Origin of the sequence: Psychrobacter sp. UBA5136 (assembly GCF_002414005.1) — a bacterium.
In the GTDB taxonomy this organism is placed as follows: Bacteria; Pseudomonadota; Gammaproteobacteria; order Pseudomonadales; family Moraxellaceae; genus Psychrobacter.
The window spans coordinates 1-26,484 of the sequence record NZ_DHYG01000016.1; the positions used below are offsets into that span (position 1 = coordinate 1).

Below are 26,484 nucleotides of genomic sequence, written 5' to 3' on the forward strand. Positions count from 1 at the left end.
TTTGGCTTAATTGATGACACGTCCTAAGACAATACCGAGCTATCATGACGCGCCATAATGCTGGAGAAATCCTTATCGCCGTTTTCTAGCACATGGGCTGCATAAAGCTCCGCCGCTTTGGCACCCATCGGCGTTTCAACCTCTGTGTCCTGAGCCGTTTGCATCGCAAGATTGAGATCTTTTTGCATAAGCTTACTCATAAAACCGCCTTTATAGCCATTGCTAGACGGTACATTTTCTAGCACTTGCGGATAAGGGTTGTAAACTTCTAGCGTCCAGTTGCGCCCTGAGCTTTGTAGCATAATGTCGGATAGCACTTTAGGGTCGAGGCCGTTTTTGACGCCTAAGTTAATCGCTTCTGCCGTCCCCGCCATTAAAATACCTAATAGCATGTTGTTGCAAATTTTCGCCACTTGTCCGGCACCGTGTTCGCCTGCATGAAAGATGTTTTTACCCATGACGGCAAGTATCGGCTCAGCTTTAGCAAACGCCTCAGCGCTGCCACCAACGATAAAGGTTAAACTACCTGCGATAGCGCCGCCCGTACCGCCAGAGACTGGCGCGTCTAAGAAGTCGATGCCAAGTTTGCTGGCTGCTTCTGCCACCAACCTTGCATCCGCCGCCGCGATGGTACTGCTATCAATAACCAATGTGCCCTTTGGCAGCTCTGCAAGTAAACCATTTGCGCCATCCTCGCCTAGATAGACAGAATGGACGTGTTTGCCTGCGGGCAACATGCTAATGACGACTTGCGCATTGCTTGCCGCGTCTTTTGGGCTATCCGCCACGTTGGCACCTGCCTGCTGCAAGCGCTGAGTCGCGTCCGCAGACAAATCATAGACAGACAATTTATACCCGGCTTTTAACAAATTCTCCGCCATTGGTGCGCCCATATTACCAAGGCCAATAAAGGCAATATTTGCTTTTGTAGTATCGTTATCAGTCGTGGCTGTATTATTTGTTTCTTTATTACTTAACTCTTTATTACTTAACTCTGAATCCTTTGTGCCCATCTCATCGCTCCTTGATGATTGTTTATTAAGCATGCGTACTATAGCGCATGATTTAAGCGGTTTTATTTATCCAAAACTTAGATTGCGACAGTCAATTTTTAACGCACCAGTTGATTAGCTAGAGCGTCTTCACCGAGCCAATCGCCCAATGGATGCTGACCTTTAGCATAAGGGTTGGTGAAGTGCTGCTGAATATACGCTTGACCATCAGCGCTGAGACAGTCTGCTAATGAGCGTGACCACTGTGGATTGCGGTCTTTGTCAATCAGTAGCGCGCGCACGCCTTCTTTAAAGTCAGGATTGGCCGCGCAGTGTACCGCCACGTTGGTTTCTAAATACAGGACTTGCTCAAGCGACAAATCAGTCACTTTATGATAAAGGGCATAGGTTAAAGCGGCGGTCACCGGGCAGCCATGTCGATAAGTGGCGACTGCGCGCTGCGTCCAGCTATCTGCTGCAAAGTCGGCATCTAGCTTTGTTAGCGCGTCATCGCTTTGTAGTATGGCGTCAATGTCTTCTAAGCCGCCGCTATTCATCAACTGCTGGATAGGATGCCAATACATTGCCAATTTACTAGTGGGTAACTCAGCAACAGGCTGCGCCGCCAGTGCACGGCTAACGATACTATGAGCGCTGTTGTTGTGGCATTTATCTGTGCTGCTAGCTGCCGCTTGCCCGTCGCTTTGTTTCCAGTCACTTTGTTTTAAGCGCTGGATGATGGCATCATAATCACTACTGGCGACGCCATACTCTGCAAGATTGGCTAATAGCGCGTCATTGCCATTACACATCGCACCCGTTAGTCCTAAGAATAGGCCCGTTTTGGCAGGCATGCGCTGCAAAAACCAACTGCCCGAAGCGTCAGGAAACAGTCCAATGGTCACTTCTGGCATGGCAAAGCGGGTGCGCTCGGTGACCAAACGATGACTACAACCTGCCATCAAGCCCATGCCGCCACCCATGATGATCCCATCACCCCAAAGGATTAACGGCTTTGGATAAAAGTGCATTTGCCGATAAAGCCGATACTCATGACCGAAAAACTCTGTCGCATAAGGGTTCGGTAGCGGCGCGTCGCCAGACATACTGTCATACAGCTTACGAATATCACCGCCAGCACAAAACGCCTTATCGCCCGCGCCTTTTAAGACTAGCGCCACTACCTGCTCATCATTTTGCCATTGCTTTAGCTGCTGTGATAATAACTGACACATCTCAACGCTAAGCGCATTAAGAGATTTTGGCGTATTTAGCGTCATCACTCCGATTAGGTGACCACAGTCTGTGGGCTCAGTTTCGAACAATACGGGCGCCTCTTGTGCGCTTTCTGCTATCTCTGTCATATTTGCCGTCATAAAAAGCAACCTACAAAATTAAAAGGGGAAACATCAAAATTAAAGCTCATTTTATAAAACCAAAGCGCATTTTATTTATTTTGCCAACTAGGCTTACGCTTGTCTAAAAACGCTTGCACGCCTTCGCGTTGATCACTGGTGTCAAACAATTTAACAAAAGCTTCGCGCTCATGGATAAGGTTTTGGGCAGGCGGGTTATTTCTTGCCGCTTGGATAAGCTGTTTCGAATAGCTGACGGCAACGGGCGACTGCTTAGCAACTTTTTGCGCTAAGGCTTGCGCCGCTAATAAACCGCCACCCTTTGCTGTGACTTCTTCGACCAAACCAATACGCAAGGCTGTCTCGGCATCGACGCGCTCACCGCACAGTATCATACGCTTCGCCCAGCCTTCGCCAACGAGCCAAGGTAGATTTTGCGTACCGCCTGCGCAGGGCAAAAGTCCCACGCCCGTCTCTGGCAGTGCCATTTGTGCATGCGCCTCTGCAATACGAATATCGCAGGCAAGTGCACACTCAAGCCCGCCGCCCATAGCATAGCCGTTGATAACCGCGATACTGACACCGCGATAGGCTGATAAGGCTTCAAACGCTTCGCCAAAAGCAATGGCCATACTAATGGCGCGGCCTTTATCGCCATCGGAGAAATTATTTAAATCTGCGCCTGCTGAAAAGAACTTTTCGCCATCGCCATGGATAATTAAGGCGTAAACGTCGTCATTGGCATTTAGGTCAGTCACCAGCTGCTTTAACGCGGGCAAACTGTCCATCGTCCAGGTATGAGCTGGCGGGTTATTTAAAGTAACGGTCGCGATGTGACCGTCAATCGCTAGGTTGAGATTGGTATAATCCGTCATAAACAATCCTTTATTTTTATAAAATGTCGATAATCTTAACAGCAAAATTAACGCAGCTTACTTAGCCCCTCATCTTGCATGAGCTGACGCGAGACAATCACGCGCATAATCTCATTGGTACCTTCTAAAATCTGATGCACGCGCAAATCTCGTACATGGCGCTCAAGCGGATACTCATTGAGATAGCCATAACCACCATGCAGTTGTAAGGCTTCATTAGCCACCGCAAAGCAAAGGTCAGTAGAAAGCCGTTTTGCCATTGCGCAGTAGGTAGAGGCTTGCGCATCATTGTTATCGACTTTATTTGCTGCCAGGTACAGCATTTGCCGTGCGGTAATCGTTTGAGTCAGCATATCAGCAAGTTTAAACTGTACCGACTGTAAGCTGGCAATTGGACTACCAAATTGACTACGCTCTTGCACGTAAATGGTCGCGGTCTCAAGTGCTGATTGCGCCGTACCGACCGCACAAATACCGATGTTGATACGGCCGCCATCTAAGCCTTTCATCGCAATACGAAAGCCTTGACCTTCCTCGCCGATGAGGTTTTCTGCTGGCACTTTGACGTTTTTAAAGCTGATGGTGCGGGTTGGTTGGGCTTTCCAGCCCATTTTATGCTCGTTTTTACCGTATTCGATACCAGCGCTATTGGCATCTACCACAAATGCCGAAACCCCTTTGGGCCCTGCCGCGCCCGTACGCGCCATCACTACCAACACATCGGTCGAGCCTGCGCCTGAAATAAAGGTTTTCTCGCCATTAAGCACATAATAATCGCCCTGCTTATCGGCTTTGGTACGTAATGAGGCAGCATCAGAACCGGCATTTGGCTCAGTTAAGCAGTAACTGCCAAGCCATTCACCGCTGACCATATTGGGTAAATATTTTTTGCAAAGTACATCGCTGCCATATTCACCAATCATCCAGCCCGCCATATTATGAATACTCATATAAGCAGCTACAGCGGTGTCGCCCCACGCCAGCTCTTCAAACACCATCGCAGAGTCCAAGCGCGGTAGCCCTAAGCCATCATATTTGGGATTGGTATATAGACCTAAAAATCCAAGCTCACCAGTTTTTTTAATGACATCAATGGGAAAATGCGAGGTGCGGTCCCATTCAGCGGCGTTTGGCTTTAGCTCTTTTTGGGCAAATTGTCTGGCCGTTTGGCGAAAGGCGATTTGGTCTTCGGTCAATGAAAAATCCATAGGGTCATCCTTGTACGTGCTATGCAAATATAGTGCTCAGGTTTGATAAAGGTTCAATTTAACGGGATTTATACCGTAGATATTTATACAGTATAACAGCGGCATAACGACAATCATAAAATCGTGCTTTATTAAAACCATGCTCTATTAAAGTCAGGGCATAATAAGCAAGATTGCCGTTATAGCGCAAATACAAAGCATGAATAATTACATTGAAATGGTGGTATTGACCCCGCGGCTCGCTTCATCATCAAACCAGCGCGCAGTGACGGTCTTGGTTTGGGTATAAAACTGCACCGCTTGCTTACCATAAGGGCCCAAATCACCAAGCTTACTGGCACGTGAGCCTGAGAATGAGAACATCGGTAGCGGCACAGGAATGGGCAAGTTAATACCAATTTGACCAACCATAATATCCTGTTGGAACTTATGCGCAGCAGCGCCTGACTGAGTAAAGATAGCCGTACCATTACCATTTGGATTGGCATTTAGTAGCTCAATCGCTTCATCAAGGTCGGCTGCGCGCATGATACAGAGGACAGGGCCAAAAATTTCTTCTTTATAAATTTGCATCTCCGCGGTGACGTTATCAAAGATAGTCGGCCCTACAAAGTTGCCTTTCTCAAAGCCTTCAACCGTGATACCGCGACCGTCTAATATTAAACTGGCCCCTTCTTCTACCCCTGTACCAATCAAGTGCTCAACCCGCGCTTTTGCGGCAGGAGAAATCAATGGACCTAAATCTTTATCATTTTTACCTGCGGAAACAACCAACCCTTCCGCTTTGGCTTTGATATCCTCAATCCACTCACCTGCTGCACCGACTAATACCACAACTGATAGCGCCATACAGCGTTGACCAGCAGCGCCAAAGGCTGCGCCCGCTAACTGATTGAGCGTTTGTTCTTTATTGGCATCCGGCAAAATCACTGCGTGGTTTTTGGCGCCCATCATACACTGGGCACGCTTACCAGATTTGCTGGCGCGCTCATAGACGTGTTTGCCGACCGCAGTCGAACCAACGAAGGAAACCGCTTTGATATCTGGGTGATCACAAATGGCGTCAACGGTTGCTTTCCCGCCATGCACGACGTTTAACACGCCCTCAGGGACGCCTGCTTCTACTGCCAGCTCAACCAAGCGCATGGTTACCATCGGGTCTTGCTCAGACGGCTTTAAGATAAATGTATTGCCCGTGGCAATCGCCATGGGAAACATCCATAGCGGAATCATCGCTGGGAAGTTAAATGGCGTGATACCTGCGCAAACGCCAAGTGGCTGCCAAATGCTATAAGTGTCAACGCCTGTCGCAACGTTTTCAACGAAATCACCAATTTGCAAATTGGCGATACCTGCAGCATGTTCGACCACTTCTAAACCACGAAATACATCACCGCGCGCATCGGCAATCGTCTTACCCTGCTCTGCGGTCAAAATTTCTGCCAGCTCATCCATGTGCTCACGAATCAATTCTTGATATTTTAAAAAAACACGCGCACGTGTGGTAATCGGCGTTTTGCGCCATGTTTGAAACGCTTTTTGGGCGGCAGCGACGGCTTGATTGATTTCATCGTCGGTGGTTTGCGGGACTTTAGCGATGACTTCTTGGGTGGCAGGATCGGTGATATCGATCCATTCGCTGGTAGTAGAATCAACAAATTGACCATTGATGAGCTGCTGAACGTGGTGCATAAGATATCCTTATCTTGTTTGCTGGGTCACCATTAACGGTGTCCTGATATTTATAAGAGGGATAAAAAACTAACCGTTATTATCCTTTAAACCTAATTTTAAAATGATTTATTTCGTATCGTTATTGACTATAGCAATAAATCAATTTTAGGGTCAAGCGCTTTATCAAACTTTTATTTGCGATTATATTTGTGGTCATAGGCATCTACAAATTTAACAAGGCTAAAAATCAAAAAGCTCATGATGGTGCATGAGCTTTTTACTACTTTTAAAGTTGTGTTTAAAACTGCGATTAAAATTTTGCTTAGAATTGATGAGGGCGTGCCAGCAATTCAATCAATGGCTTTTTATCTTAGTAGTCCTTCATCGATTTTTTAATGGCATCAATCGCGGTTGGATTATCAAGCGTTGACATATCCCCTGTCTCCTTGCCTTCTGCTAAGGCGCGAATGGCGCGGCGTAATACTTTGCCAGAGCGCGTTTTTGGCAGCGCTTGCGGGAAATAAATCGCCGCCGGTCTTGCGATACCGCCAAGCGATTTGACCACAGCACCAATGACTTGTTGCTCAAGGCGAAAGCGGTTTTCAGTCGTCGCCACTTGCTCATGATTTTTTAGCACACAAAACGCAATCGGCAACTCGCCTTTCAATTGATCTTGGATACCCACGACTGCACACTCTGCCATCTCGGGATGGGTGCTGATGGCCTCTTCAATCTCTTGCGTGCCGAGACGGTGACCGGCAACGTTAATCACATCATCGGTGCGTCCTAAGATATAAAAATAGCCGTCGTCATCGGTTACTGCGTAATCTGACGTCGAGTATTGCTTGCCATCAAACAGACCAAAATAGCTATTAATAAAACGCTCATCATTGCGCCATACCGTGGTGAGACAACCGGGCGGCAAGGGAGCGCTAATCGCAAGCAAGCCTTTTTCGCCAGCTTTACAAGACTCGCCCGTTTCTTCATTGATGACGTGCGCATCATAGCCATACATAGGATAACCGGGCGAGCCTTGTTTGTGCGGTTTATGATTAAATTTGGGCGTGTTACTTAAAATTGGCCAGCCAGATTCTGTCTGCCAGTAATGGTCTAAAATTGGCACCCCTAAATGCTCGGTCAGCCAATTGGCCGTTGATTCATCCAGTGGCTCGCCTGCCAAAAAGAAGGATTTAAGGCTAGAGACATCATAGCGCGTCATCCATGTTTCATCTTGTTTTTTTAGCATTCGCACACCCGTCGGCGCAGTAAATAAAATATTCACTTTATTTGCTTCAACAATTCGCCACCAAATACCTGGGTTTGGACGATGCGGCAAGCCCTCATACATGACGCTAGTCATACCAGCAAGCAGCGGCGCATAAATAGTATAAGAATGCCCAACTGCCCAGCCGATATCCGATATCGCCCAAAACGTCTCGCCCGCTTTACCATCGTATACATAATCTATCGATGTCGTCAGCGCCACCGCATGACCGCCGGTATCACGCTGAACGCCTTTTGGCGTACCGGTAGTGCCTGAGGTATAAAGCAAATAAGAGGGCGCATTGGACTCTAGCCAAACTGGCTCGACAATCGCATTGGCTTCACAACTAATACGGCGCTGGGTTGCATAATCGACATCGATAGCTTTTGGCTCAAATGGCAGTACACCGCGATTGACGACCAGTACATGCTCAGGCTTGATTGTCGCTTGCTCAACGCCTTGATTGACGAGGCTTTTATAATTAATCACTTTACCGCCGCGTAGACCTGCATCGACAGTGATGACCATTTTTGCTTCGGCATCATCCATACGTATGGCCAAGTTATGGGCAGCAAAGCCACCAAATACCACCGAATGCACCGCACCAATACGCGCGCAGGCGAGCATGGCATAAGCGGCTTCTAAAATCATCGGCATATAAATAATGACCCGATCGCCCTTACCAACCCCGTGACGCTGTAGCACATCAGCAAAGTAATTGACTTCTTTATAAAGGTCATTATAGGTCAGGCGGCGCTTGGTGTAGTCGGTATAAAGCTCAACGTTATTGCCCAAATCTTTAAAGGCATCGACAACAGCAGGAAAGGTTTCTATCAACTCCTGGTTAATCTCGGAGGATAGCCAAATAAAGGCATCTTGCTCGGCGCGCTCGGCAAGATGGCGATCAACGCAGTTATAACAAAGATTGGTTTCGCCGCCAACAAACCATTTGGCAAACGGCAGATTGCTATCATCAAGGATTTGCTCAGGCTCTTTATGCCAATAAATGCGCTTGGCTTGCTCCGCCCAAAACTGCTCGCGATTGTTTATTGAGGACTGATAAATATCGGCAAAGGTTTGACTGCTATCAGGTGACGCCTGAGAATTTGGGTTAGAGGATTGATGAAAGTTTTGCTTATTATTGTGATTGTTATTTTGATTCACAGCTTGATTGCTGGTCTGATTATTGGTTTGAAAGTTAGCTTGCTCGTTCATAATGGCTGTCCTTAGCGTAAACGATGGGTAGTGCGGTAAATTTTTATAAGAAACAATGTTATAAGAAGCAATGTTATAAGATACGACTTTATACTATCGCTCTTTATAAGATACGCTCTTATCGAATATTTTCATAATATAAAACTGGCTTTCCCTGCCAGAATCAAAAAACCGATACGTTATGTATCGGTTTAAAATGTAGCAGAGCGAACGATAAAGGTCAACTATTAAGCAGATCAAGCATTCGTTATTTTGTTTACCATAAACATATTAAAAAGTTGATATGCCGTTTAATTATCCCTTAGCTTGAGTGTCATACATCTCACGCATAACCTTTTTGTCATGCTTACCGACCGAGGTTTTTGGCAATTCATCGACAAACTTAAACTGACTTGGCACGCCATATTTAGGAATGATACCGCGTTCAACCGCTTTTTCAGCAATAGCTTTGATGTCATCGGCGCTGGTGTCTTGGCAGGCAGGCTTGAGCACTACTAAAGCGAGTGGACGCTCACCCCACTGCTTATCACGAATACCAATCACAGATACGTCAGCGACCGCAGGATGCAAGGATAAAATCGTCTCAATCTCTAACGACGATATCCACTCGCCGCCCGATTTGATGACGTCTTTTAAGCGGTCAGTAATCTTAATATAACCGTCGGGGCGCATATAGGCGATATCTTGGGTATGCATATAACCATTTTCCCACAGCTCTTTACCAGCATCGTCATTTTTCAAATAGCTCTGCGTTAGCCAAGGGGCGCGCAGCACCAACTCGCCCGTATTGTCTTTGCCCGTACCGACGGGCTCATTGTTGGTGTTCCATATTTGCGCATCCACCATCAGGACTGGTTTGCCGGTCATACAGCGGCGCGCGACATCTTCTTCTTCAGACATCTCAGGCTCATTGAGGCTAAATTCTGTCAAGCTAATCAGTGGCGCGGTCTCAGACATGCCATAGCCAGTATACACTTCAATGTCTTGCGCCAGTGCTGCTTTTGCCAAGCCTTCGGTCAGTTTCGAACCACCGATAATCATTTTTAACCCATTAAAGCTGGCCTCGCGCTCCTGCGCTTCTTTGAGTACCATTTGCAAAATCGTTGGTACGCAGTGGGTGATACTGACTTTTTCATTAATAATTAAATCCATTAACACGTCAGGTGCGTAGCGTCCCGGATAGACTTGTTTTAGGCCGACCATGGTGGCGGTAAATGGGAAACCCCACGCATGAACATGGAACATCGGCGTCATCGGCATATAAACATCGCCGTAGCTGACACCTTGCTTATTGGGCAGCATACCTAAGGTCGCTGCTTCGGTCAGGCTGTGCAACACCAATTGGCGGTGGCTAAAGAACACGCCTTTTGGATCGCCTGTCGTACCTGAGGTATAAAAAGTGGTAGCAATGGTATTTTCATCAAAATCTGGGAAGTCAAACTCGCTATCAGCGGCGGCTAACAACGCTTCATATTCACCGATGACGCGGTTTTGATTGCCGCCAAAGACGCCTTCATACGACGCCCCATTATCATCAAGCCAAATAATATGCTCGATACTGGAGTTTTCAAACTGATAATCTTTCACCAAAGGCGCAAATTCAGAGTTGAGTAGCAATACTTTTGGCTTAGCGTGATTAATGGTATAAAGGATTTTTTCCGGTGACAGACGGATATTGACGGTTTGCAAAATGTACTCTGACATCGGTACAGCAAAGTATGATTCTAGATAGCGATGACTGTCCCAGTCCATGACCGCAATCACATCACCGGCCGCAAGATTTAAATCGGCTAAGACGTTGGCTAAGCGATTGATACGCCCAAACAACTCTTTATACGTGAAGCGTTTTTTATCGGCATAAACGATTTCTTGCTCTAGCGACACCGTTTTGGCGCGGTTTAACAGCTGCTTGACTATTAACGGATAATCGTAGGCTGATGGTGCACTATGATAAATATTTGACATAGATTTGACTTCCTTGTTTGTCATACTGCTAAGTGATATGGGTGGTTTTTTATCGACTGCTATTCATAGCTGAATTATTACTAGTAACCTATTGATAGTAGAAAAAATCCTTCCCTGTGTAAAGATACCACGCGTAAGCACTGCAAAACTCAGTGTTCGAGAATAGTTGTTTTACTGCTCGTTGCCTTGTGTTACAGCCTAACTATTTAAGTAGAAATTCGGGTAGAACTCGGTTTTGTTTTAATCATACCAATACTAGCGACTAGCAACGCCAGCACTTGCACAAACAGCAATAACCAAACGGTCAGCGACCATTGCCCACGCGCATAAGCGATGCCGCATAGCCACGCGCCCAACGTCCCGCCCGTGTAATAGCCCATATAATATAAGCCAGACGCCAATGAGCGACCTTTTTTAACATTGACCGCGATATAGCTGATGGTCGCCGCTTGGGTAATAAAAACGCCGGACGACATGACCGCAAGCCCGAGCACCACGCCCCAAAGCGGCGTCACTAGCGTTAAGAGCACACCGAGCATTGATACAATCACCGCTACCCGAACCGTCCGTGCTGAACCAAATCGCCGTAGCAATGTGGTCGATAAGGGCGTGATAATGACGCCAATTAAATACACGGCAAAGATATTGGCAAGCGCACCCGTGCTTAGCTCATAAGGTGTATCCGCCAGATGTAGATTGATAAAAGTAAAACAGCCAACCAGCGAAAACAGCACGCAGGCACCAAGCAAACACGACGTGACGACGTAACGATTGACCAAATGCTCACCCAGCGTCTGCATGGCTGAGCGAAAATTGGGATTGGCGACAAAGTGCCGTGACGCGGGCAGCATTTTACCGACCCACAGTGCCCCGATAAGCGTCATACCTGCCATCACATAATAACCGGCGCGCCAGCCAATAAGCTCATGTAAGTGCCCAAGTAAAAAACGCCCCATAAAACCGCCAAGCACCGAACCTGACACATAAAACGACATCAGCTCAGCGAGCGCGCGACCTTCAAACTCTTCGCCAATATAAGCAATCGTCACCACCGTAATACCCGGCACAGACAATCCCTGCATAAAGCGCCACATGCCCATCCAGCCAATATTGGGACTTTGCGCGATTAACGCAGTAGGTATCGCTAAAAACAGTAACGCCCCAACGATAAAGGATTTGCGCCCTACGGCATCAGATAGCATGCCCAAAAATGGCGACATAATCGCAATCGCTAATATGGTGGCGCCGACGATCATGCCAGCCTGCACCTCAGTTGCCGACAAATCCATCATCAACACCGGTAAAATAGCCTGAATAGAATAGACCTGCAAAAAAGCAAACATCCCAATCAAGCCAATCGTTAGCTTTAACACCCACGTGGGAGCATGAAATGGCAGTGGCTGCTTGGGTGGCTGACTGGGCGTTTGAATATGGCGGCTGATGGCGCTGCTATCTTTAGCATTGCCATTGCCATCGTTATTGCCATTAATGGCGTTATTTGTACTGTTGTTTATATTAGTATTCAAAGTAGTACTGACTATATTGGACGCCTTTTTAGCTTGTGCTAGCTCGGACTAAACGGCGCGTGGGTGATAGAAATGGGACGACAGCGTTTTCAATTATCATAACAAAACTGATGATTGACGATAAAACGATACGTGATTGATGATTTTATCACATCAAATACCAAACTCAGGTTTCGGTGTGTTATTCACGCCAGTTTTATAAATGCGGCTTTATAAAAGCCGTTTTAGCACTGGAGAGGTGACTGTTATTTTTGACAGCGAATAGATTACTGTCTACTATTATTTTGCTTTTCTATTAAAACCAACCATCATCTAACAGACTCTTTATCATGTTAAACAACCCTTTTTCTTTAAAATTGATTACCCTAACCGGCACACTGATTATTTCTGTGAATATGGCAGCAGTCGCAGCACAACCAACAGACTCAATTCAAACCCTTTCAATTAAAGAGCAATCAACCGTTACCTTACCAACTACAGCAACCAAAATACTTTCAACAGAAGCACTATTAACCAAAGTGCTTGCAAGTAAAGCACCTTTAACCACCACAACATCTATAGCCTCCAGATCAAACTGTATCGCTGATAGTGTCATTACCGCAGCTGAGCTGTCAGCTACGCGTGATAACGGTCCTTTTACGGTGGCGAATAAAGCCGTTCCCCGTCAGCTAGCAAATGGCTTTGGCGGCGGCACCATTCATTATCCTACCAATGCTGGAGACTGCGGCCTGTTAGGCGGCATCGCAGTGATTCCCGGTTATGTGTCTTATGAAGCATCGATTAAATGGTGGGGTCCGCGTCTGGCATCTTGGGGATTTGTGGTGATTACTGTCGACACCAACTCTATTTATGATGACCCAAATAGCCGTGCGACGCAGTTGAGCGCCGCCCTCGATCATATAGTGAGCGATAGTACGGTAGGTACGCAAATAGATAGCACACGTTTGGGCGCCATCGGTTGGTCGATGGGCGGTGGTGGCGCGCTGCAGTTAGCAACCCAGCGTAGTGACGTTCGCGCCATTATTTCGCAAACGCCCTATCATGATAAAAATTACGGCGTTATGGACACGCCCGCTTTATTTATCACTTGCCAAAATGACCGCATTGCCTCTAATAGAAAGTACAGTAGCCCGTTTTATAATCATGCTGCTGGGCCAAAAATGAAGATTGAGATAAAAAATGGCAGCCACTTTTGTCCAAGTTATCGTTTTAACGAGATATTACTCAGTAAACCGGGTATTGCTTGGATGCACCGCTACATCAATGGTGACACTCGCTTCGATAAATTTTTATGCCATAACGAAAACTATGGCAGCAGCCCTCGTATATCTGCTTACGATTATAAAGATTGTGGATAGGCAATGCTCTTAAATCGCCTTGCATTTAATACTTTTTCTCATTTATCTTTTTCAAACTTACATATTTATAGTGCTGATATCCTTTTGCTTACATACTTTGCATGCTCAAAAAATCATAATCAAAAACTATGCATATTTATAGCTATAACCAATAATGAAAAAACTCATAAAATAATGATTAAGGAAACGATCAATGACCGATAAAATACATGATTTAGGCGCCGGGTTTTGGAATATTCGCGGCTCGTTTCGCTTAGGCGGTGTAATAAATATAGGCACCCAATGCTCACTTATAAAGTTGGATTCAGGGCGTTTTATTTTTCTGGACAGCTACGAGCTCACGGGCGACGTACGCGATACGGTCATGGCATTAACCAATAATGGGCAAGACGTTGAAGCGGTGCTCAATGTTCATCCCTTTCATACGGTACACTGCGCGCAAATGGCAAAAGATTTCCCGCAAGCAACGTTCTATGGCAGTCGTCGCCATCATAAAAAAATCCCTGAAATACAATGGGCGGATGATTTGGTCGAAAGCGATGCGGTCGCCGAGCGCTACCCTGAGCTGAAATTTTCTATGTCGGAGGGCATTTATTATATTTCGCCCAATGAGATGATTCATGCAGGCTCGCTGTTGGTCTTTCATCCTGCCAGCAAAAGTCTGCATGTTGATGACACTTTTATGAGCCCACCAACCAAACTCCTAGAAGCGGTATTGCCTGAATTGCTACTGCACCCAGCCACCAAAAAAGCGTTAAAAGACGAGCCTGATGCTGGCAAGCAATATTGCGACTGGGCGACCAATTTGGCGCACGAATGGCGCGAGGTGCGCAATTTTTGCGCCGCGCATTCTTATTTGGTGAAGTTTAAAGACGGCGAGTTTGAAAAAGCCTTGTTAAAAGCCATTGATAAAGCGCGTCCTAAGCTTGAAAATGCTTAAATGCTTTGTAAATTACTCATAAAAAAGCTGCCTCGTTATCATTAGCGAGGCAGCTTTTTTATTTTAAACGAGATATATAAACTTTACTTTAGCGATGAGTTTTTTTACTTAACAACGTGACTTAGGCTATTTCTATAAAATAATAACTCCGCCAACTCTGACTCGTTGCTGATAATATCGGCCAATGTGTAACGCTCAAGAACCTTTATAAAAGCAGTCAAGGCTTCAAAAAACACTTGCTTGAGCTGACAAACAGGGCTAATAACGCAGCCTGATCTGACTCTCATACTCGCCTCTTCATCGATAAGCTTCAAAGACAAATCTTTGGCAACCGCTTTATCATCAACACTGTTGACAGGGCTATTAGCATTAACGCCGCTCTCACATTCAGACTTAGGAGTAACCAATAAATCGGTCGAAAAACACTCAACCAAATTAAAATCTGGCTCAATTTTTTTGATTAATACGCCCAAATTGATGTCTTTTGGCGCACACGCCAAGCGGATGCCACCATTTTTACCGCGTACACTATCGATATAACCAAGTTGCCCAAGCTGGTGGATGATTTTGGTCAAATGACTTTTAGAGATGTGATAACTATCGGCAATGTCACTGATATTTGCCAATCGGTGCGGCTCAGGCTTAATCGCCAAATATATTAACGAGCGCAGCGCGTAATCACTATAGTTGGTCAGTCGCATTTTTTGCGCTCCCATGTTTGAGGTGAATATTAACTTTAGGTTTTAAATAGCTTTCTAATTTAAGTTTCTTTTTAAGCAAATCTAATTTTTGTATTGCTTTCATTTTAATCGTTGCCAATGCTTATTAACCGAATAAACCGTCTGGTCGCGGGCGCGCTAGCATCGGTAAATAACTGAGGCAAAATAGCGCAAAACAAGCAATCCAAGCACTTTGTCCCACCATAACCCACAGCAAATAATGACTCATATCGACCAAAGGTAAAAATACCCGACTGACATACGCCAAGACCATCAGTGCAAACATGGCATTGACGATTTTAGGCGGTTGATGGATACTGCGCCCCGTGTGACCGAGCGATACACGTGCCATCATTGCCACCGTCATCATGCCCACGCCAGAAATCGACAATCCATGCACGGCAATACTATGAGCGTAGCCAAGCCAAGGTTGCAATGCGTATAAGACAAAACTCAGACACATGCCTAAAAAGGCGAGAAATAGCGACCATAGCAGCGGTTTTTGCCAAATGCCGCGATGATACCAGCCTACCAAACGAACGATATTGACCACTGCTACCCCAAGCGCACTGATGGTCAGTAAGTACTTGTTGGGATAAAATAAATCGACGAGGAAAAAAGCAAAGAAGAATAGCAAACTGGCGATATCCTGTGCTTTATTATTCCGCACCGTCACTTTTTCTGTTTCGCCCTTAGCATTTGGAATACTCAAACCACGCTCAATAAAGAACGGCACCACGCGGCGACCAATGGTTAATACCAAACCGATAATCAAATAAAAGCCTAAATAAACGCCTGTTTTCGTTAGATTCATATTGGCGCTGATAATACCCCAATAGCACAAAGCATTACCAAGTGTCAAAAGCGCAAGCTTGGCCAAAATTCCCATTTGCTTATATTGCTTAACTTGCAGTACAGCGCGGAAAATCACAAAAGCCATCGAGCCGACAAACAATAAGTCAAATATCGCAGCGGCATATAATAACGCCGTGCTACTGCCAGCAACCATGACACCGAGACCAAATGCCACCCAGCCCAAACGCGCCAGCAACCAACACATAAAAATACCGAGCAGCTTATAACCATGCGGCATCATCACGCCTGTCCAAGTCTTTACCGCCGTCAATAAAAAGCCTGCCACAATCGCCAGCGCATAACCATAAACCATTTCATGACCATGCCAATATAGCGGATTCAACGTTTGCGCATCGATATCCGTATGGCCGGTAAAAACAAACGCCCATAGCGCCATGGTGATAATAGCAAATAGCGCCCCGGCACTAAAAAATATTCGAAAGCTCAAATTGAGTATGGGATGCGGTGAGCTTGGCGGTTTGGTAGGTAAATTAATTGATTGCATAGCAGACTTCTTATAATCAAAGTTAGAAGGTATGGCTTAAAGATACATTTTAAATGAATGTTATAGATAATACAACTGAAACTATATGACTGCTAGGATGGATTAACGCACTTATTATATACAGCTTTGACTTATATAACGCGCTACACTGAATAACTTATATTATATTAATCTGTATTCTATCACTTTTATTAAGAGACTGATATTGAGAAGCTAGGGGTGTATAGAATTCAAATCAACGGCAACTAAATAAAAACACAAGCTAGTATGATCGCAGCCTTGTAACTGTCTTTAAGCTTATCATAACCTGAATTCGGGATAAGCCAGTGCTTAAGTTGTTGATACTATTTGCATAATTATTATATGACCTTATAAAATCATGCTTTTGACAGTAGTTTATAGAGAAGCCTGCCTTCAAAGACCTAGCTGGTCTTCAAGAATAATAGAAAATATCAATACTATCAGCAGCTTAATGGATCATTTATCCCGAACTAGGGTTATAACTATCATTTTGACTCCTCCTTTATCATCGCTCTAAATCTATCGGAAAAGTCAGGTAAAACGGAACGCACTGTAATCCACGGAGAGAGGGATGCAACACCCATTGGATCCTCACAAAACTCAGCTGCAGCTTCTTTGATAGCCTCTTCAAAAGCTTCGACTGCCCTTATCTCATCTTGGCGGTTATACTCAAGGGCATTTATCTTACTGAGTGCATTGTACTTTGAAATCTCAATACGCGACTGCTGGTAGTATGAAGCAAGGAGTGTTTTAAAAGAGGCTTCTGAAAAAACCACTCCCTCTTGAGCTAAAATTCTAAAAAGAGTTTTAGCTATATCGTTTGCCATCTTGTAAATGCCACCACCTTCACTTTTTGAGCCTAATTCTTGATGTTTATGCTCATAACTCTCCGTGATTTCTGTTTGACAGATACGACAGCTTGAGGTGTTTTTATAAACTTCTGAGAGTGTTGAAACCTCGAGCCCCCAAGTAGGAGAAATCCCAATACCACGACCAAGAGAGCGGATAAATGCGAACTCTCCAGAGAGGGCATAACGAAAATTCTGCATATACTCCAAGTAGTGGTTTGAGCCAAAAGTAATCTTGAGTGCTTTTATGAGTGGTGTATAAAAAAGACGGGTCACACGACCGTGGAGCTTGTTTGTAACGCGAGAGTAATAGCCTTTATTAAACTCAAAATCAAGTCCTGGGTGTACTATGGGGTAAAAAAGCCGTGCAACAATCGCTCGTGAGTAGTTTACTATGTCACAATCATGCAAAGCAAAAGCATAGTTATCTTGATCTGTGAGACCATAACCTATCATCGTCCAGACATTACGACCTTTTCCTGGAGTGTCTAAACCAGGAAAACCCTCATCTGTAAGCTCTTTATATATCTTTTTTATATTTGGACCATCATTCCAAAGCACATCAACATTACACTCCAAAATGCTCATACGTTTCTTTACTTCTAAATACTGCTCTTTAGTTGCACAGTCGAGTCCAAGTATAACTTTATAGAGATACTTCACGTTTTTGAGCTCATCAATAATAGTCTGCATCGCTGGCGTTTCAAACTCTGAGTAGAGAGCGGGAAGCAAAAGCACCATATTTCTGCGTTTTGAAAAGTGCAACAATTCTTCTTCTATGCTTTCTAAGGAGCGATTTCCCACATTTTGTAGTGTTGTTATAACACCGTTTTGAAAAAAATCTGACATCTTATTCTCCTTTTTGATGTTATCTCATATAACTAGACTGCCATGACTTTTCAAAAACTCGCAGTGACAGCAAGTGTCATTGCGAGCGAAGCGCGGCACTCTAACCGTCACAGTTACCTTTTATTATTATCGCTACATCTATCATATTTGTGCTACTACAGTCTTATGTTTAGAAGGGTTACCATATTTCTTGCTACCTATACTTAAAATATTTTCTTTAAGCTAGCAATATTTTTAGATGAATTTTTTTAGCAAAGACGCCTCAAATGCATCGGCAAATATCTTTCTTGCAGGCGCTTTAGAGTCCATCAAATATCTCCAGTATAGAGCTATTCCAACCTTTTGGTCCTGGGTAGTCTGCTCTTTTTATATCTGCGTTTCCTATGGCACTAAAAGAGCCATCATAGAGGGGAACTAACACACCAATATCTGCTTTTTTTATCATAGTAAAGTCATTTGCACTATCACCAAGGGCTATCTTGGTACACTTTTGGTTGTAATACTCTTCATACATGTGAGCAAGTGTAAGCATGGCGTTTGCTTTGTCTTGTAGGAGTGAGACAAGGTGAAAAAATCTTCCCCCTTTTACTATATCAAAGCCCTCTTCATTTGACTCTTTTCTAAGAGTCTCAAGCTCTCTTTCGTCTTGCATCAAAAAAGGCTCACTAAAGTCGCGTTTCATGGCATTTAGGCTCTCTTCTCTTGGCAAACCTGTATGCTGCATTACTTCATCAACACTCATATCTCCAAAACCTTTTATAGAGTAGCTCCGTTTCATGTGTGTGAAAAAAAGTCTTAGTTCTGTGTAGGAGTAAGCCTTAGAGAATTTTATCCACTCCTCTTTAACCGCCATCTCTTTTGCAAGTACACACTCTGAGGGCACAAATATCCCAGCACCATTCTCAACAATAAAAGGCTGCCGAATGCCTAACTCTTTTTGAAGCACCACTACTTCACTAAAGGTTTTGCTCGTAGCGATAATGAGAGGAATTGAGCGATATTTTAAAAGTGCTAAGGCTTCTTTTGCAGGAGCGAAACTATAATCCTGGTGATTGAGTAGTGTTCCATCTAAATCGGTAAATACAAGATATTTCTTCTTCATAGCAGTAAGATACAACGCAATTATTTGTCATGGTCGACTTATTTCAGACCACTTCTTAAAGGTTTTTATTGAAATAAACGCAGTCGAAAATGCCATGGGATCTCTTATGATATCCAGCACTTTAGAACAACCCTTTGAGCAATTACTTTATGGACTAACAACTTGGGTTTATTACAACTTAGATTAGGGGCTGTATAGAATTCAAATCAGCGGCAACCAAATAAAAACACAAGCTAGTATGATCGCAGCCCCGTAACTGTCTTTAAGCTTATCATAACGAGTGGCTGCACCTGTACTGTGCTGATGGGCTTTGACCACACTGCCATCTATAAATAACCATTCGCTATCATAGTCTACTGTTACGATTGCCATAAGTTTTTGCCACTTACCCGTTTTACGCCAATAGCGGTTTGGTGATGACGCTAGACCAATTGCCAAAACAGGGCGGTAAGTCACGCCATGGACAGCCCACTCGTATGCGATATAACATCGCTTCAACGGTGCGTCTTAGATTGGGCTTGTTATATATGTTGATTTGTCGCAATATATTAGACAGCTTGTGCCAGTACTCATCAGCGAGCTTGGTGCGAGCCATAAGTGACGCCTTTTTTCTTTGTTGTGGTAAACAAGAGGGTAAGGCGTTGCTTATTTTTTTCAATTAGTGAATTCTATACAGTCCCTAGTATTAAACAACTGCTATCAAATAGTTTATTGCAAATAATTTATCGTAAACAAATGGCATTGGCTGATTGACGGCAGTATGAAATCAAATTTTAAAAGCTAAAATTTATAAATTAAGCGCTATAAACTAAACGTTAAAGTAGCCCATACCTTGATATTTGCCCGTACTACAGCCATCATAAGAATTAACCACAGTGAATTTGACTGCGTAAATGATTCACCCTTAGGAGAATGTCATGACAGAAGCGCACGCACCGATTGAAAAACGCAAAATCGTTAATCGATTCTTAACCCTACTGACCGAACAGCAACCACAAATGTATTATGCCACGACAGCAGAGGTCGCGCGCAGTATTCATACCATGCTCAAAGAGCACACTAATCGCCTGACGGTAGAGGAGCAAGCCCTGACCAGACGGATGACTATTGAAGAGATCGAAGCATTACTCGGCTTTCATTCTAAACATCATTAAAACCATAAACCTTTAGAATAATGGCACGACGATAAAAGAGAAAAAGACCACCAGCAAGGCGGTCTTTTTTTATGTCACAAATTTTTATGTCACAACGTTGATTTTATCTACAATGAATTGATTAAACGCCCTGATTAGAATGGATACTCACGTGGTTCATGCTGCACTGAAATCCAATGAACGGTAGTAAATTCTTCTAATACCCACTCGCCGTTAAAGCGGCCAATACCAGAGTTTTTCTCACCACCAAATGGCGCATTACTTTCATCGTTGATCGTGATATCGTTGACATGGGTCATGCCTGCTTTGATACCGCGCGCAAAGCGTAGCCCTTTTTCCATACTTTGGGTAAAGACCGCACTCGATAGACCGTACATAGTAGCGTTGGCAATTGTCAGCGCGTCGTCCTCATCTTTGGCACGAATGATACCAACCACCGGACCAAACACTTCATTGCACGACAGATCCATCTCACGCGTCACTTCGGTAAAGACATGCGGCGGTACCACTTGGCCTTTAATCTCGCCACTTAATATCATCTTAGCACCTTCTTCTTGCGCTTTAGCGATTTTTTCTTTTAGTGACTCGAGTTGTTTTTTATTAATAATTGGCCCAACTGCGGTGTCTTCTTTGCTAGGATCGCCGACGTTTAAGGTTTTTACGTGGGCTACAAAACGCTCAACGAAATCATCGTAAATCTCATCTTCAACAATAATGCGATTGATTGCAATACAGATTTGACCTTGATGGAGAAATTTACCAAATACCGCAGCCTTTACCGCTTGCTCAATATCGGCATCTTTTAGCACCACAAAGGGGCTGTTACCACCAAGCTCGAGCGCGACTTGTTTGATATAGTCGCCGCCATTGGCAAGCTCGCCGATATGTTTCCCAACCGCCGTTGAACCAGTAAATGACACTAAGCTTGGGATATCATGTGTGACAATCGCATCGCCTATCTCGCTACCCGCACCAACGACCACGCTGAGCAAGCCTTTTGGCAGACCGGCTTCTTCAAATATTTTTGCCAATAGCAGACCACCGGTAATCGGCGTATCGCTGGCAGGCTTAAGCACCACGGCATTACCCAAGGCTAACGCGGGCGCAATAGAACGCTGGGTTAAATGCAGAGGGAAATTCCACGGGCTAATCACCGCAATCACGCCCATCGGTTCACGATAAATGAAGTTTTCTTTACCAGGGGTATTAGAAGGGCGTATCTCGCCATGCACGCGGTTGGGAAAAGTAGCCGCTTCTAGCGTAATCGCACGCGCACTACCGAACTCGACCATCGCTTTGATACGCGTACTGCCCGATTCCTTTACCAACCAATCGACGATTTCTTCTTGGCGCTCATCAAAGATGTTAACGACTTTATATAATACCGCGGCACGCTGCGCTGGGGTTTGTTTCGCCCACTCTACTTGTGCTTTAGTCGCCGCTTGATAAGCTTCATCAAGCTGTTTTTTAGTTGCTTGCTGGATTTCTACCAAAGTTTCGCCGCTAAAGGGATTGGTATCGGTATTGACGCTATCGTCTTGACCTTTTTGCCACGTACCTGCGATATATTGCAAATCAAAATCGCTATAAGCGCTCTGCTGAGTGTTGTTAATATCGGTTGACATAATAATCCTTATTTATTTTATGGTTTTTTTAACTGCTATTTAATCAAAAACCTTTCTTTAATTAAAATATGAGGTTCATATAATAAGTCTACGGTTTGTCTATTGTGCAATAAACATTTGCTATTAAACGTTTGTAAAAGGTTACTTAACAAAGGTAAATTGATAATGGCAACTTGCTAGACGACTGGTCTAATGCTACCATAGACGCTATAAAAACAAGCATCATTTATGGCTAAGTATTGTTGAAGAAACGTAACCCGAACCTAGCACTTAGAAAGTCTTGCACTTAGCAATTATTATAAAAATACGATCAAAACGACTTTCAATCCAAATGATTTATGTTTTATTAAATCACAAATAAAGCTCTAAGGAGAACATCCTCTTCATGTCTGATATTACCACCCCTGCTGCGTCCGATACCAAAGCGCATCTGTTAGCAATAGGTTACCAGCTTATTGCGCTAAAAGGCTTTACCGCTGTCGGCATCAAGCAAATACTTGATACCGCTGGTGTACCTAAAGGCTCTTTTTATCATTACTTTGCCTCAAAAGAAGCCTTTGGTGAAGCCATCATCGAGCATTATTTTGGCAACTATAAAAAGCGCTTAGAGTCAATTGAGGCTGAAGATATTAGTGCGCAACAAAAGATTTATAACTATTTTCAAAACTGGTACGACACCCAGCAAAACGGCTGCGACCATGAAAAATGCTTGGTGGTAAAACTTAGCGCCGAAGTGGCTGATATGTCAGAGCCGATGCGTAAAGCCCTGCACGCTGGCTATCAGCAAACCATCAATTGGATTGCCGAGCAAATAAAAGCGGGTTGGACAGATGGTTCTATACCCCACCCCGACAATATCGCCGCCGAGAGTATGGCCAAGCGTTGGTACTTTGCTTGGCTTGGTGCCAGCTTAATTGCCAAAATCAGTCAAACCAATACTCCACTGGCGGAGGTTTGGCAGATGACTACCTCGCAGCTTGGTCGTTAGCTTAGCTTCGTATTCAAACTCCTAATTAATAAACAACCCTTTTCAATTATAAGAGAGTTTTGTAAAATCACTTAAAAATTACTAGACGACCGGTCTAATTACTGTACAATGCGCACAGATAGTAATAAACGCTATAACCATATTTAATATAAAAACGCTCGATACTCATTAAAATTTGTATTGGTTAAAACCATCTTAAAACTTCTCATTAGCAACTAGGCAAATTAGGAAAACTATGAATAATTTTCAATATTACAATCCCGTTCGTATCGTCTTTGGCGAAGGTCAAATCAAAAAATTATCAGAGCTCGTACCAACGGATGCCCGCGTATTAATTACTTACGGTGGCGGTTCAGCGCAGCGTACCGGCACCTTAGATGAAGTCAAAGAGGCGTTATCCGCCAATGGCAATCGGGAAATATTTGAATTTGGCGGTATCGAAGCCAATCCAGAATTTACCACTTTGCTAAAAGCCGCTGACATGGTCAATGAACATAACATTGATTTCTTATTGGCGGTTGGTGGCGGTTCCGTCATTGATGGCAGTAAGTTTGTCGCCCTTGTTTCTTCATTAACCGAAGATGGCAGCACGGATGGCACGGTCTCGCGTGAAAAAGCGTGGGATGCGCTGACCAGTTATTGTAAAAATATCGATTCAGCCATTAACTTGGGCGCGGTACTGACCATACCGGCGACAGGTTCTGAGATGAACTCTGGCGGCGTGATTAACCATAGCGAACGCCAAGCAAAACTACCGTTTGGTAATCCTCTTACCTTCCCTAAATTTTCGATTTTAGACCCGACTAAAACCTTAACCTTGCCTGAGCGCCAAGTGATGAACGGCGTTGCCGATGCCTTTGTTCACGTCATGGAGCAGTACCTTACCTATCCTATTAATGCCAAAGTGCAAGATGCATTCTCGGAGAGTTTGTTAAAAATCCTTATCGAGGAAGGCAAAGCGGTTAAAGCTGACCCAGAGAATTTAGAAACGCGTAAAAACATCATGTGGACGGCAACCATGGCGTTGAATGGTCTGATTGGTACTGGTGTACCACAAGATTGGACGACGCATATGATTGGTCATGAATTGACTTCACTGCACGCCATTGACCATGCTCGTACGCTCACCATTTTATTGCCGTCAGTCATACGTGAGCTTAAAGACAGCAAAAAAGACAAACTGCTACAATATGCGCGTAACGTTTGGGGTATTAACAATAACGATAGCGGTACAGATTTAGACGACGATACCATCATCGAAACTGCTATTGTGCATACTGAGAACTTCTTTCGCGAGCTTGGATTGCCAGTGAGCTTAGAAGATGCTGAGTTAGATAAGTCGGCGATCGATCCTATCATCAAGCAACTTGAAGCACACAAGATGGTGAAATTGGGCGAACATGGTAAAAATGATTTAGCCGTCTCACGTCGCATCTTAGAGCGCGCTTTGACGAGTAAAGCCTAATTATTTAAAGTCTAATCATCGTAACTTTCTATGTCCACAACAATCGGTAGCCATCCACACTGGTATGGCTACTGACTTTAAGAACTTTAAAACGTTAAAAAAACCAATAATGACGACCAATAACTAAAATAGGGAGCTTTAACATGAGCTTTAATGAACAACAAAACCAACAACAAAATCGTCAAATCAAACTTGCCAGCCGCCCTAATGGCGCTCCAACCAAAGATAACTTTGAGCTAACCACCAGCGACATCCCAACGCCTAACGACAAGCAAATGTTACTGCGCACGGTCTATATGTCGCTTGACCCGTATATGCGCGGGCGTATGAGTGCGTCAAAAAGCTATGCTGACCCACTAGAAGTCGGCGATGTGATGATGGGTGGTACGGTCGCCCAAGTGGTCGAATCTAATATCGATAAATTTGCCGTTAGTGATTTGGTAGTATCAAACTCAGGTTGGCAGGATTATAGCGTCAGTGATGGTGAGGGCGTGCTAAAACTTGATAAAGACATGCCCAACCCTTCTTATGGTTTGGGCGTGCTTGGTATGCCAGGCTTTACTGGTTACATGGGTTTGACCGATATTGGTAAGCCAAAGAAAGGCGAAACCTTGGTTGTCGCAGCAGCAACCGGTCCTGTTGGCGCAACCGTCGGACAAGTGGGCAAGCATTTAGGTTTACGTACCGTCGGCGTTGCAGGCGGCGCGGAAAAATGTGCCTATGCGGTCGAAGAGTTGGGCTTTGATGTTTGTATCGATCATAAAGCCGACGACTTTGCCGAGCAGCTAAAAAACGCTTGTCCAGATGGTATCGATATCTATTATGAAAACGTTGGCGGTAAAGTCCTCGATGGCGTATTGCCATTACTAAATGCCCATGCGCGTATTCCAGTGTGTGGCCTAGTGTCACAATATAATGCGACCGAGCTTCCTGATGGCAAAGACCGCCTCGGTATGCTAATGGGTCTTATTCTGAGCCAGCGCTTAACTATCAAAGGCTTTATTATCTTTGAAGAATACGGCGATCATTTCCCAGAATTCTTAAAAACCATGGGTGAATGGGTTGAGTCGGGTAAAGTCAAAACCAAGGAGCACATCGTTGAGGGTTTGGCTCAAGCACCGCAGGCTTTCTTTGACATGCTAGAGGGTAAAAACTTCGGTAAAACCGTGGTTAAAGTTGCCGATGTTCAGTAGTGGTTATTTTAAATAGCGCAACTCTAAGAACAACAGAATCTCTCAGCAATATTTAACAATCAATACCAATATCAATAATAAATAAGGAAAATTATGAACATTTTAATGGTACTAACCTCACACGATAAACTGGGCGATACTGGTAAAAAGACTGGCTTTTGGCTCGAAGAATTTGCCGCCCCTTATTATGCTTTTTTAGATGCTGGCGTCAATATTACCCTAGCCTCTCCTGCTGGCGGTCAACCACCACTCGATCCGAGTAGCGATACGGAAGACGCGCAAACCAAAGACACCAAGCGCTTTAAAGACGACAAAGAGGCGCAAGAGCGTCTTGCCAATACCAAAAAACTTGCCGATGTAAAAGCCGAAGACTTCGATGCTGTCTTTTATCCGGGTGGTCATGGTCCATTGTGGGATTTGGCGGTCGATAAAAATTCTATCGAGTTAATCGAAAGCTTTGTTGAACAAGACAAACCGGTTGCTTTTGTTTGTCACGCTCCTGCAGCGCTGAAAAACGTCAAAATCGATGGTGAGTATTTGGTCAAAGGTAAAAAAGTTACCGGCTTTACCAATACCGAAGAAGAAGGCGTACAGCTCACTGACGTCGTACCTTTCTTATTGGAAGATGTTTTAAAAGCCAATGGTGGTGACTATCAAAAAGGCGCCGATTGGGAATCTTATGTCGTCGAAGACGGTCTATTGATTACCGGCCAAAACCCAGCCTCATCAGAAGAAGCTGCCAAACGCTTACTGGCTAAACTGAACGCTTAACATAAAATACAGCAACA

The 26,484-nt window shown here is 44.4% G+C and carries 20 protein-coding genes and 1 pseudogene; 7 read left to right on the plus strand and 14 right to left on the minus strand.

From position 1 onward, the window contains the following. Positions 1 to 23: 23 nt before the first annotated feature. The 8 genes from mmsB to B4240_RS02065 all read right to left on the minus strand — a co-directional run bounded on the left by mmsB (position 24) and on the right by B4240_RS02065 (position 11,945). Entirely contained in the window at positions 24 to 1,013 is a 990-nt protein-coding gene (gene mmsB, locus B4240_RS02030) for a 3-hydroxyisobutyrate dehydrogenase (protein WP_296236570.1), read from the minus strand. A 98-nt stretch (positions 1,014 to 1,111) separates the two neighbouring features. Then, positions 1,112 to 2,368 carry an enoyl-CoA hydratase/isomerase family protein gene (locus tag B4240_RS02035; RefSeq protein ID WP_296236572.1) on the minus strand — a complete coding sequence of 419 codons (1,257 nt, stop codon included), beginning with the start codon at positions 2,366 to 2,368 and terminating at the stop codon, positions 1,112 to 1,114. A 71-nt stretch (positions 2,369 to 2,439) separates the two neighbouring features. Further along, a complete protein-coding gene (locus B4240_RS02040) occupies positions 2,440 to 3,222 on the minus strand; it encodes an enoyl-CoA hydratase (protein ID WP_296236573.1) in 783 nt (260 codons plus the stop codon). 47 nt (positions 3,223 to 3,269) lie between these two features. Beyond that, a complete protein-coding gene (locus B4240_RS02045) occupies positions 3,270 to 4,430 on the minus strand; it encodes an acyl-CoA dehydrogenase family protein (protein WP_296236576.1) in 1,161 nt (386 codons plus the stop codon). 207 nt (positions 4,431 to 4,637) lie between these two features. Further along, positions 4,638 to 6,122 (minus strand): CoA-acylating methylmalonate-semialdehyde dehydrogenase, encoded by a 1,485-nt coding sequence (locus B4240_RS02050; RefSeq protein WP_296236578.1) that lies wholly within the window; start codon positions 6,120 to 6,122, stop codon positions 4,638 to 4,640. A gap of 352 nt (positions 6,123 to 6,474) precedes the next feature. Further along, a complete protein-coding gene (locus B4240_RS02055) occupies positions 6,475 to 8,583 on the minus strand; it encodes a propionate--CoA ligase (RefSeq protein ID WP_296236580.1) in 2,109 nt (702 codons plus the stop codon). A 294-nt stretch (positions 8,584 to 8,877) separates the two neighbouring features. After that, entirely contained in the window at positions 8,878 to 10,548 is a 1,671-nt protein-coding gene (locus tag B4240_RS02060; protein WP_296236582.1) for a fatty acid--CoA ligase, read from the minus strand. Positions 10,549 to 10,754: 206 nt separating this feature from the next. After that, the gene (locus B4240_RS02065) at positions 10,755 to 11,945 is read right to left on the minus strand and encodes an MFS transporter (RefSeq protein ID WP_296236618.1); all 1,191 of its coding nucleotides are present in this window, start codon (positions 11,943 to 11,945) and stop codon (positions 10,755 to 10,757) included. A gap of 458 nt (positions 11,946 to 12,403) precedes the next feature. Here B4240_RS02065 and B4240_RS02070 point away from each other — a divergent pair, with 458 nt between their 5' ends. Both B4240_RS02070 and B4240_RS02075 read left to right on the plus strand, forming a co-directional pair. Further along, positions 12,404 to 13,432 (plus strand): dienelactone hydrolase family protein, encoded by a 1,029-nt coding sequence (locus B4240_RS02070; protein WP_296236584.1) that lies wholly within the window; start codon positions 12,404 to 12,406, stop codon positions 13,430 to 13,432. Between the two features lie 193 nt (positions 13,433 to 13,625). Next, entirely contained in the window at positions 13,626 to 14,372 is a 747-nt protein-coding gene (locus B4240_RS02075) for a hypothetical protein (RefSeq protein WP_296236586.1), read from the plus strand. A 104-nt stretch (positions 14,373 to 14,476) separates the two neighbouring features. On the opposite strand, the gene B4240_RS02080 is transcribed toward B4240_RS02075, so the two are convergent. The 5 genes and pseudogenes from B4240_RS02080 to B4240_RS02100 all read right to left on the minus strand — a co-directional run. Continuing rightward, entirely contained in the window at positions 14,477 to 15,073 is a 597-nt protein-coding gene (locus B4240_RS02080) for an Rrf2 family transcriptional regulator (RefSeq protein ID WP_296236587.1), read from the minus strand. A gap of 124 nt (positions 15,074 to 15,197) precedes the next feature. Next, on the minus strand, positions 15,198 to 16,451 hold the full coding sequence (locus B4240_RS02085) for an NnrS family protein (protein ID WP_296236588.1): 1,254 nt from the start codon (positions 16,449 to 16,451) through the stop codon (positions 15,198 to 15,200). Positions 16,452 to 16,957: 506 nt separating this feature from the next. Continuing rightward, positions 16,958 to 18,169, minus strand: coding sequence for a glycosyl transferase (locus B4240_RS02090; RefSeq protein ID WP_296236589.1), 1,212 nt, complete (start codon positions 18,167 to 18,169; stop codon positions 16,958 to 16,960). Between the two features lie 298 nt (positions 18,170 to 18,467). Next, positions 18,468 to 19,271 carry an HAD-IIB family hydrolase gene (locus tag B4240_RS02095; protein ID WP_296236590.1) on the minus strand — a complete coding sequence of 268 codons (804 nt, stop codon included), beginning with the start codon at positions 19,269 to 19,271 and terminating at the stop codon, positions 18,468 to 18,470. 267 nt (positions 19,272 to 19,538) lie between these two features. Continuing rightward, positions 19,539 to 19,866, minus strand: a pseudogene (locus tag B4240_RS02100) (transposase); the annotation flags it as partial. Between the two features lie 322 nt (positions 19,867 to 20,188). Here B4240_RS02100 and B4240_RS02105 point away from each other — a divergent pair. Then, complete coding sequence (locus B4240_RS02105; RefSeq protein ID WP_296236591.1) at positions 20,189 to 20,425, plus strand: hypothetical protein; 237 nt, start codon at positions 20,189 to 20,191, stop codon at positions 20,423 to 20,425. Positions 20,426 to 20,559: 134 nt separating this feature from the next. Here the strand turns inward: B4240_RS02105 and B4240_RS02110 are convergent, their stop codons facing one another. After that, on the minus strand, positions 20,560 to 22,050 hold the full coding sequence (locus B4240_RS02110) for an aldehyde dehydrogenase family protein (protein ID WP_296236592.1): 1,491 nt from the start codon (positions 22,048 to 22,050) through the stop codon (positions 20,560 to 20,562). 385 nt (positions 22,051 to 22,435) lie between these two features. On the opposite strand from B4240_RS02110, the gene B4240_RS02115 reads away from it, so the two are divergent. The 4 genes from B4240_RS02115 to B4240_RS02130 all read left to right on the plus strand — a co-directional run bounded on the left by B4240_RS02115 (position 22,436) and on the right by B4240_RS02130 (position 26,467). After that, positions 22,436 to 23,038, plus strand: coding sequence for a TetR/AcrR family transcriptional regulator (locus B4240_RS02115; protein ID WP_296236593.1), 603 nt, complete (start codon positions 22,436 to 22,438; stop codon positions 23,036 to 23,038). A 235-nt stretch (positions 23,039 to 23,273) separates the two neighbouring features. Further along, entirely contained in the window at positions 23,274 to 24,503 is a 1,230-nt protein-coding gene (locus tag B4240_RS02120) for an iron-containing alcohol dehydrogenase (protein WP_296236594.1), read from the plus strand. Positions 24,504 to 24,646: 143 nt separating this feature from the next. Continuing rightward, entirely contained in the window at positions 24,647 to 25,696 is a 1,050-nt protein-coding gene (locus tag B4240_RS02125) for an NADP-dependent oxidoreductase (RefSeq protein WP_296236595.1), read from the plus strand. A 93-nt stretch (positions 25,697 to 25,789) separates the two neighbouring features. Further along, positions 25,790 to 26,467 (plus strand): type 1 glutamine amidotransferase domain-containing protein, encoded by a 678-nt coding sequence (locus tag B4240_RS02130; protein WP_296236596.1) that lies wholly within the window; start codon positions 25,790 to 25,792, stop codon positions 26,465 to 26,467. Positions 26,468 to 26,484: the final 17 nt, after the last annotated feature.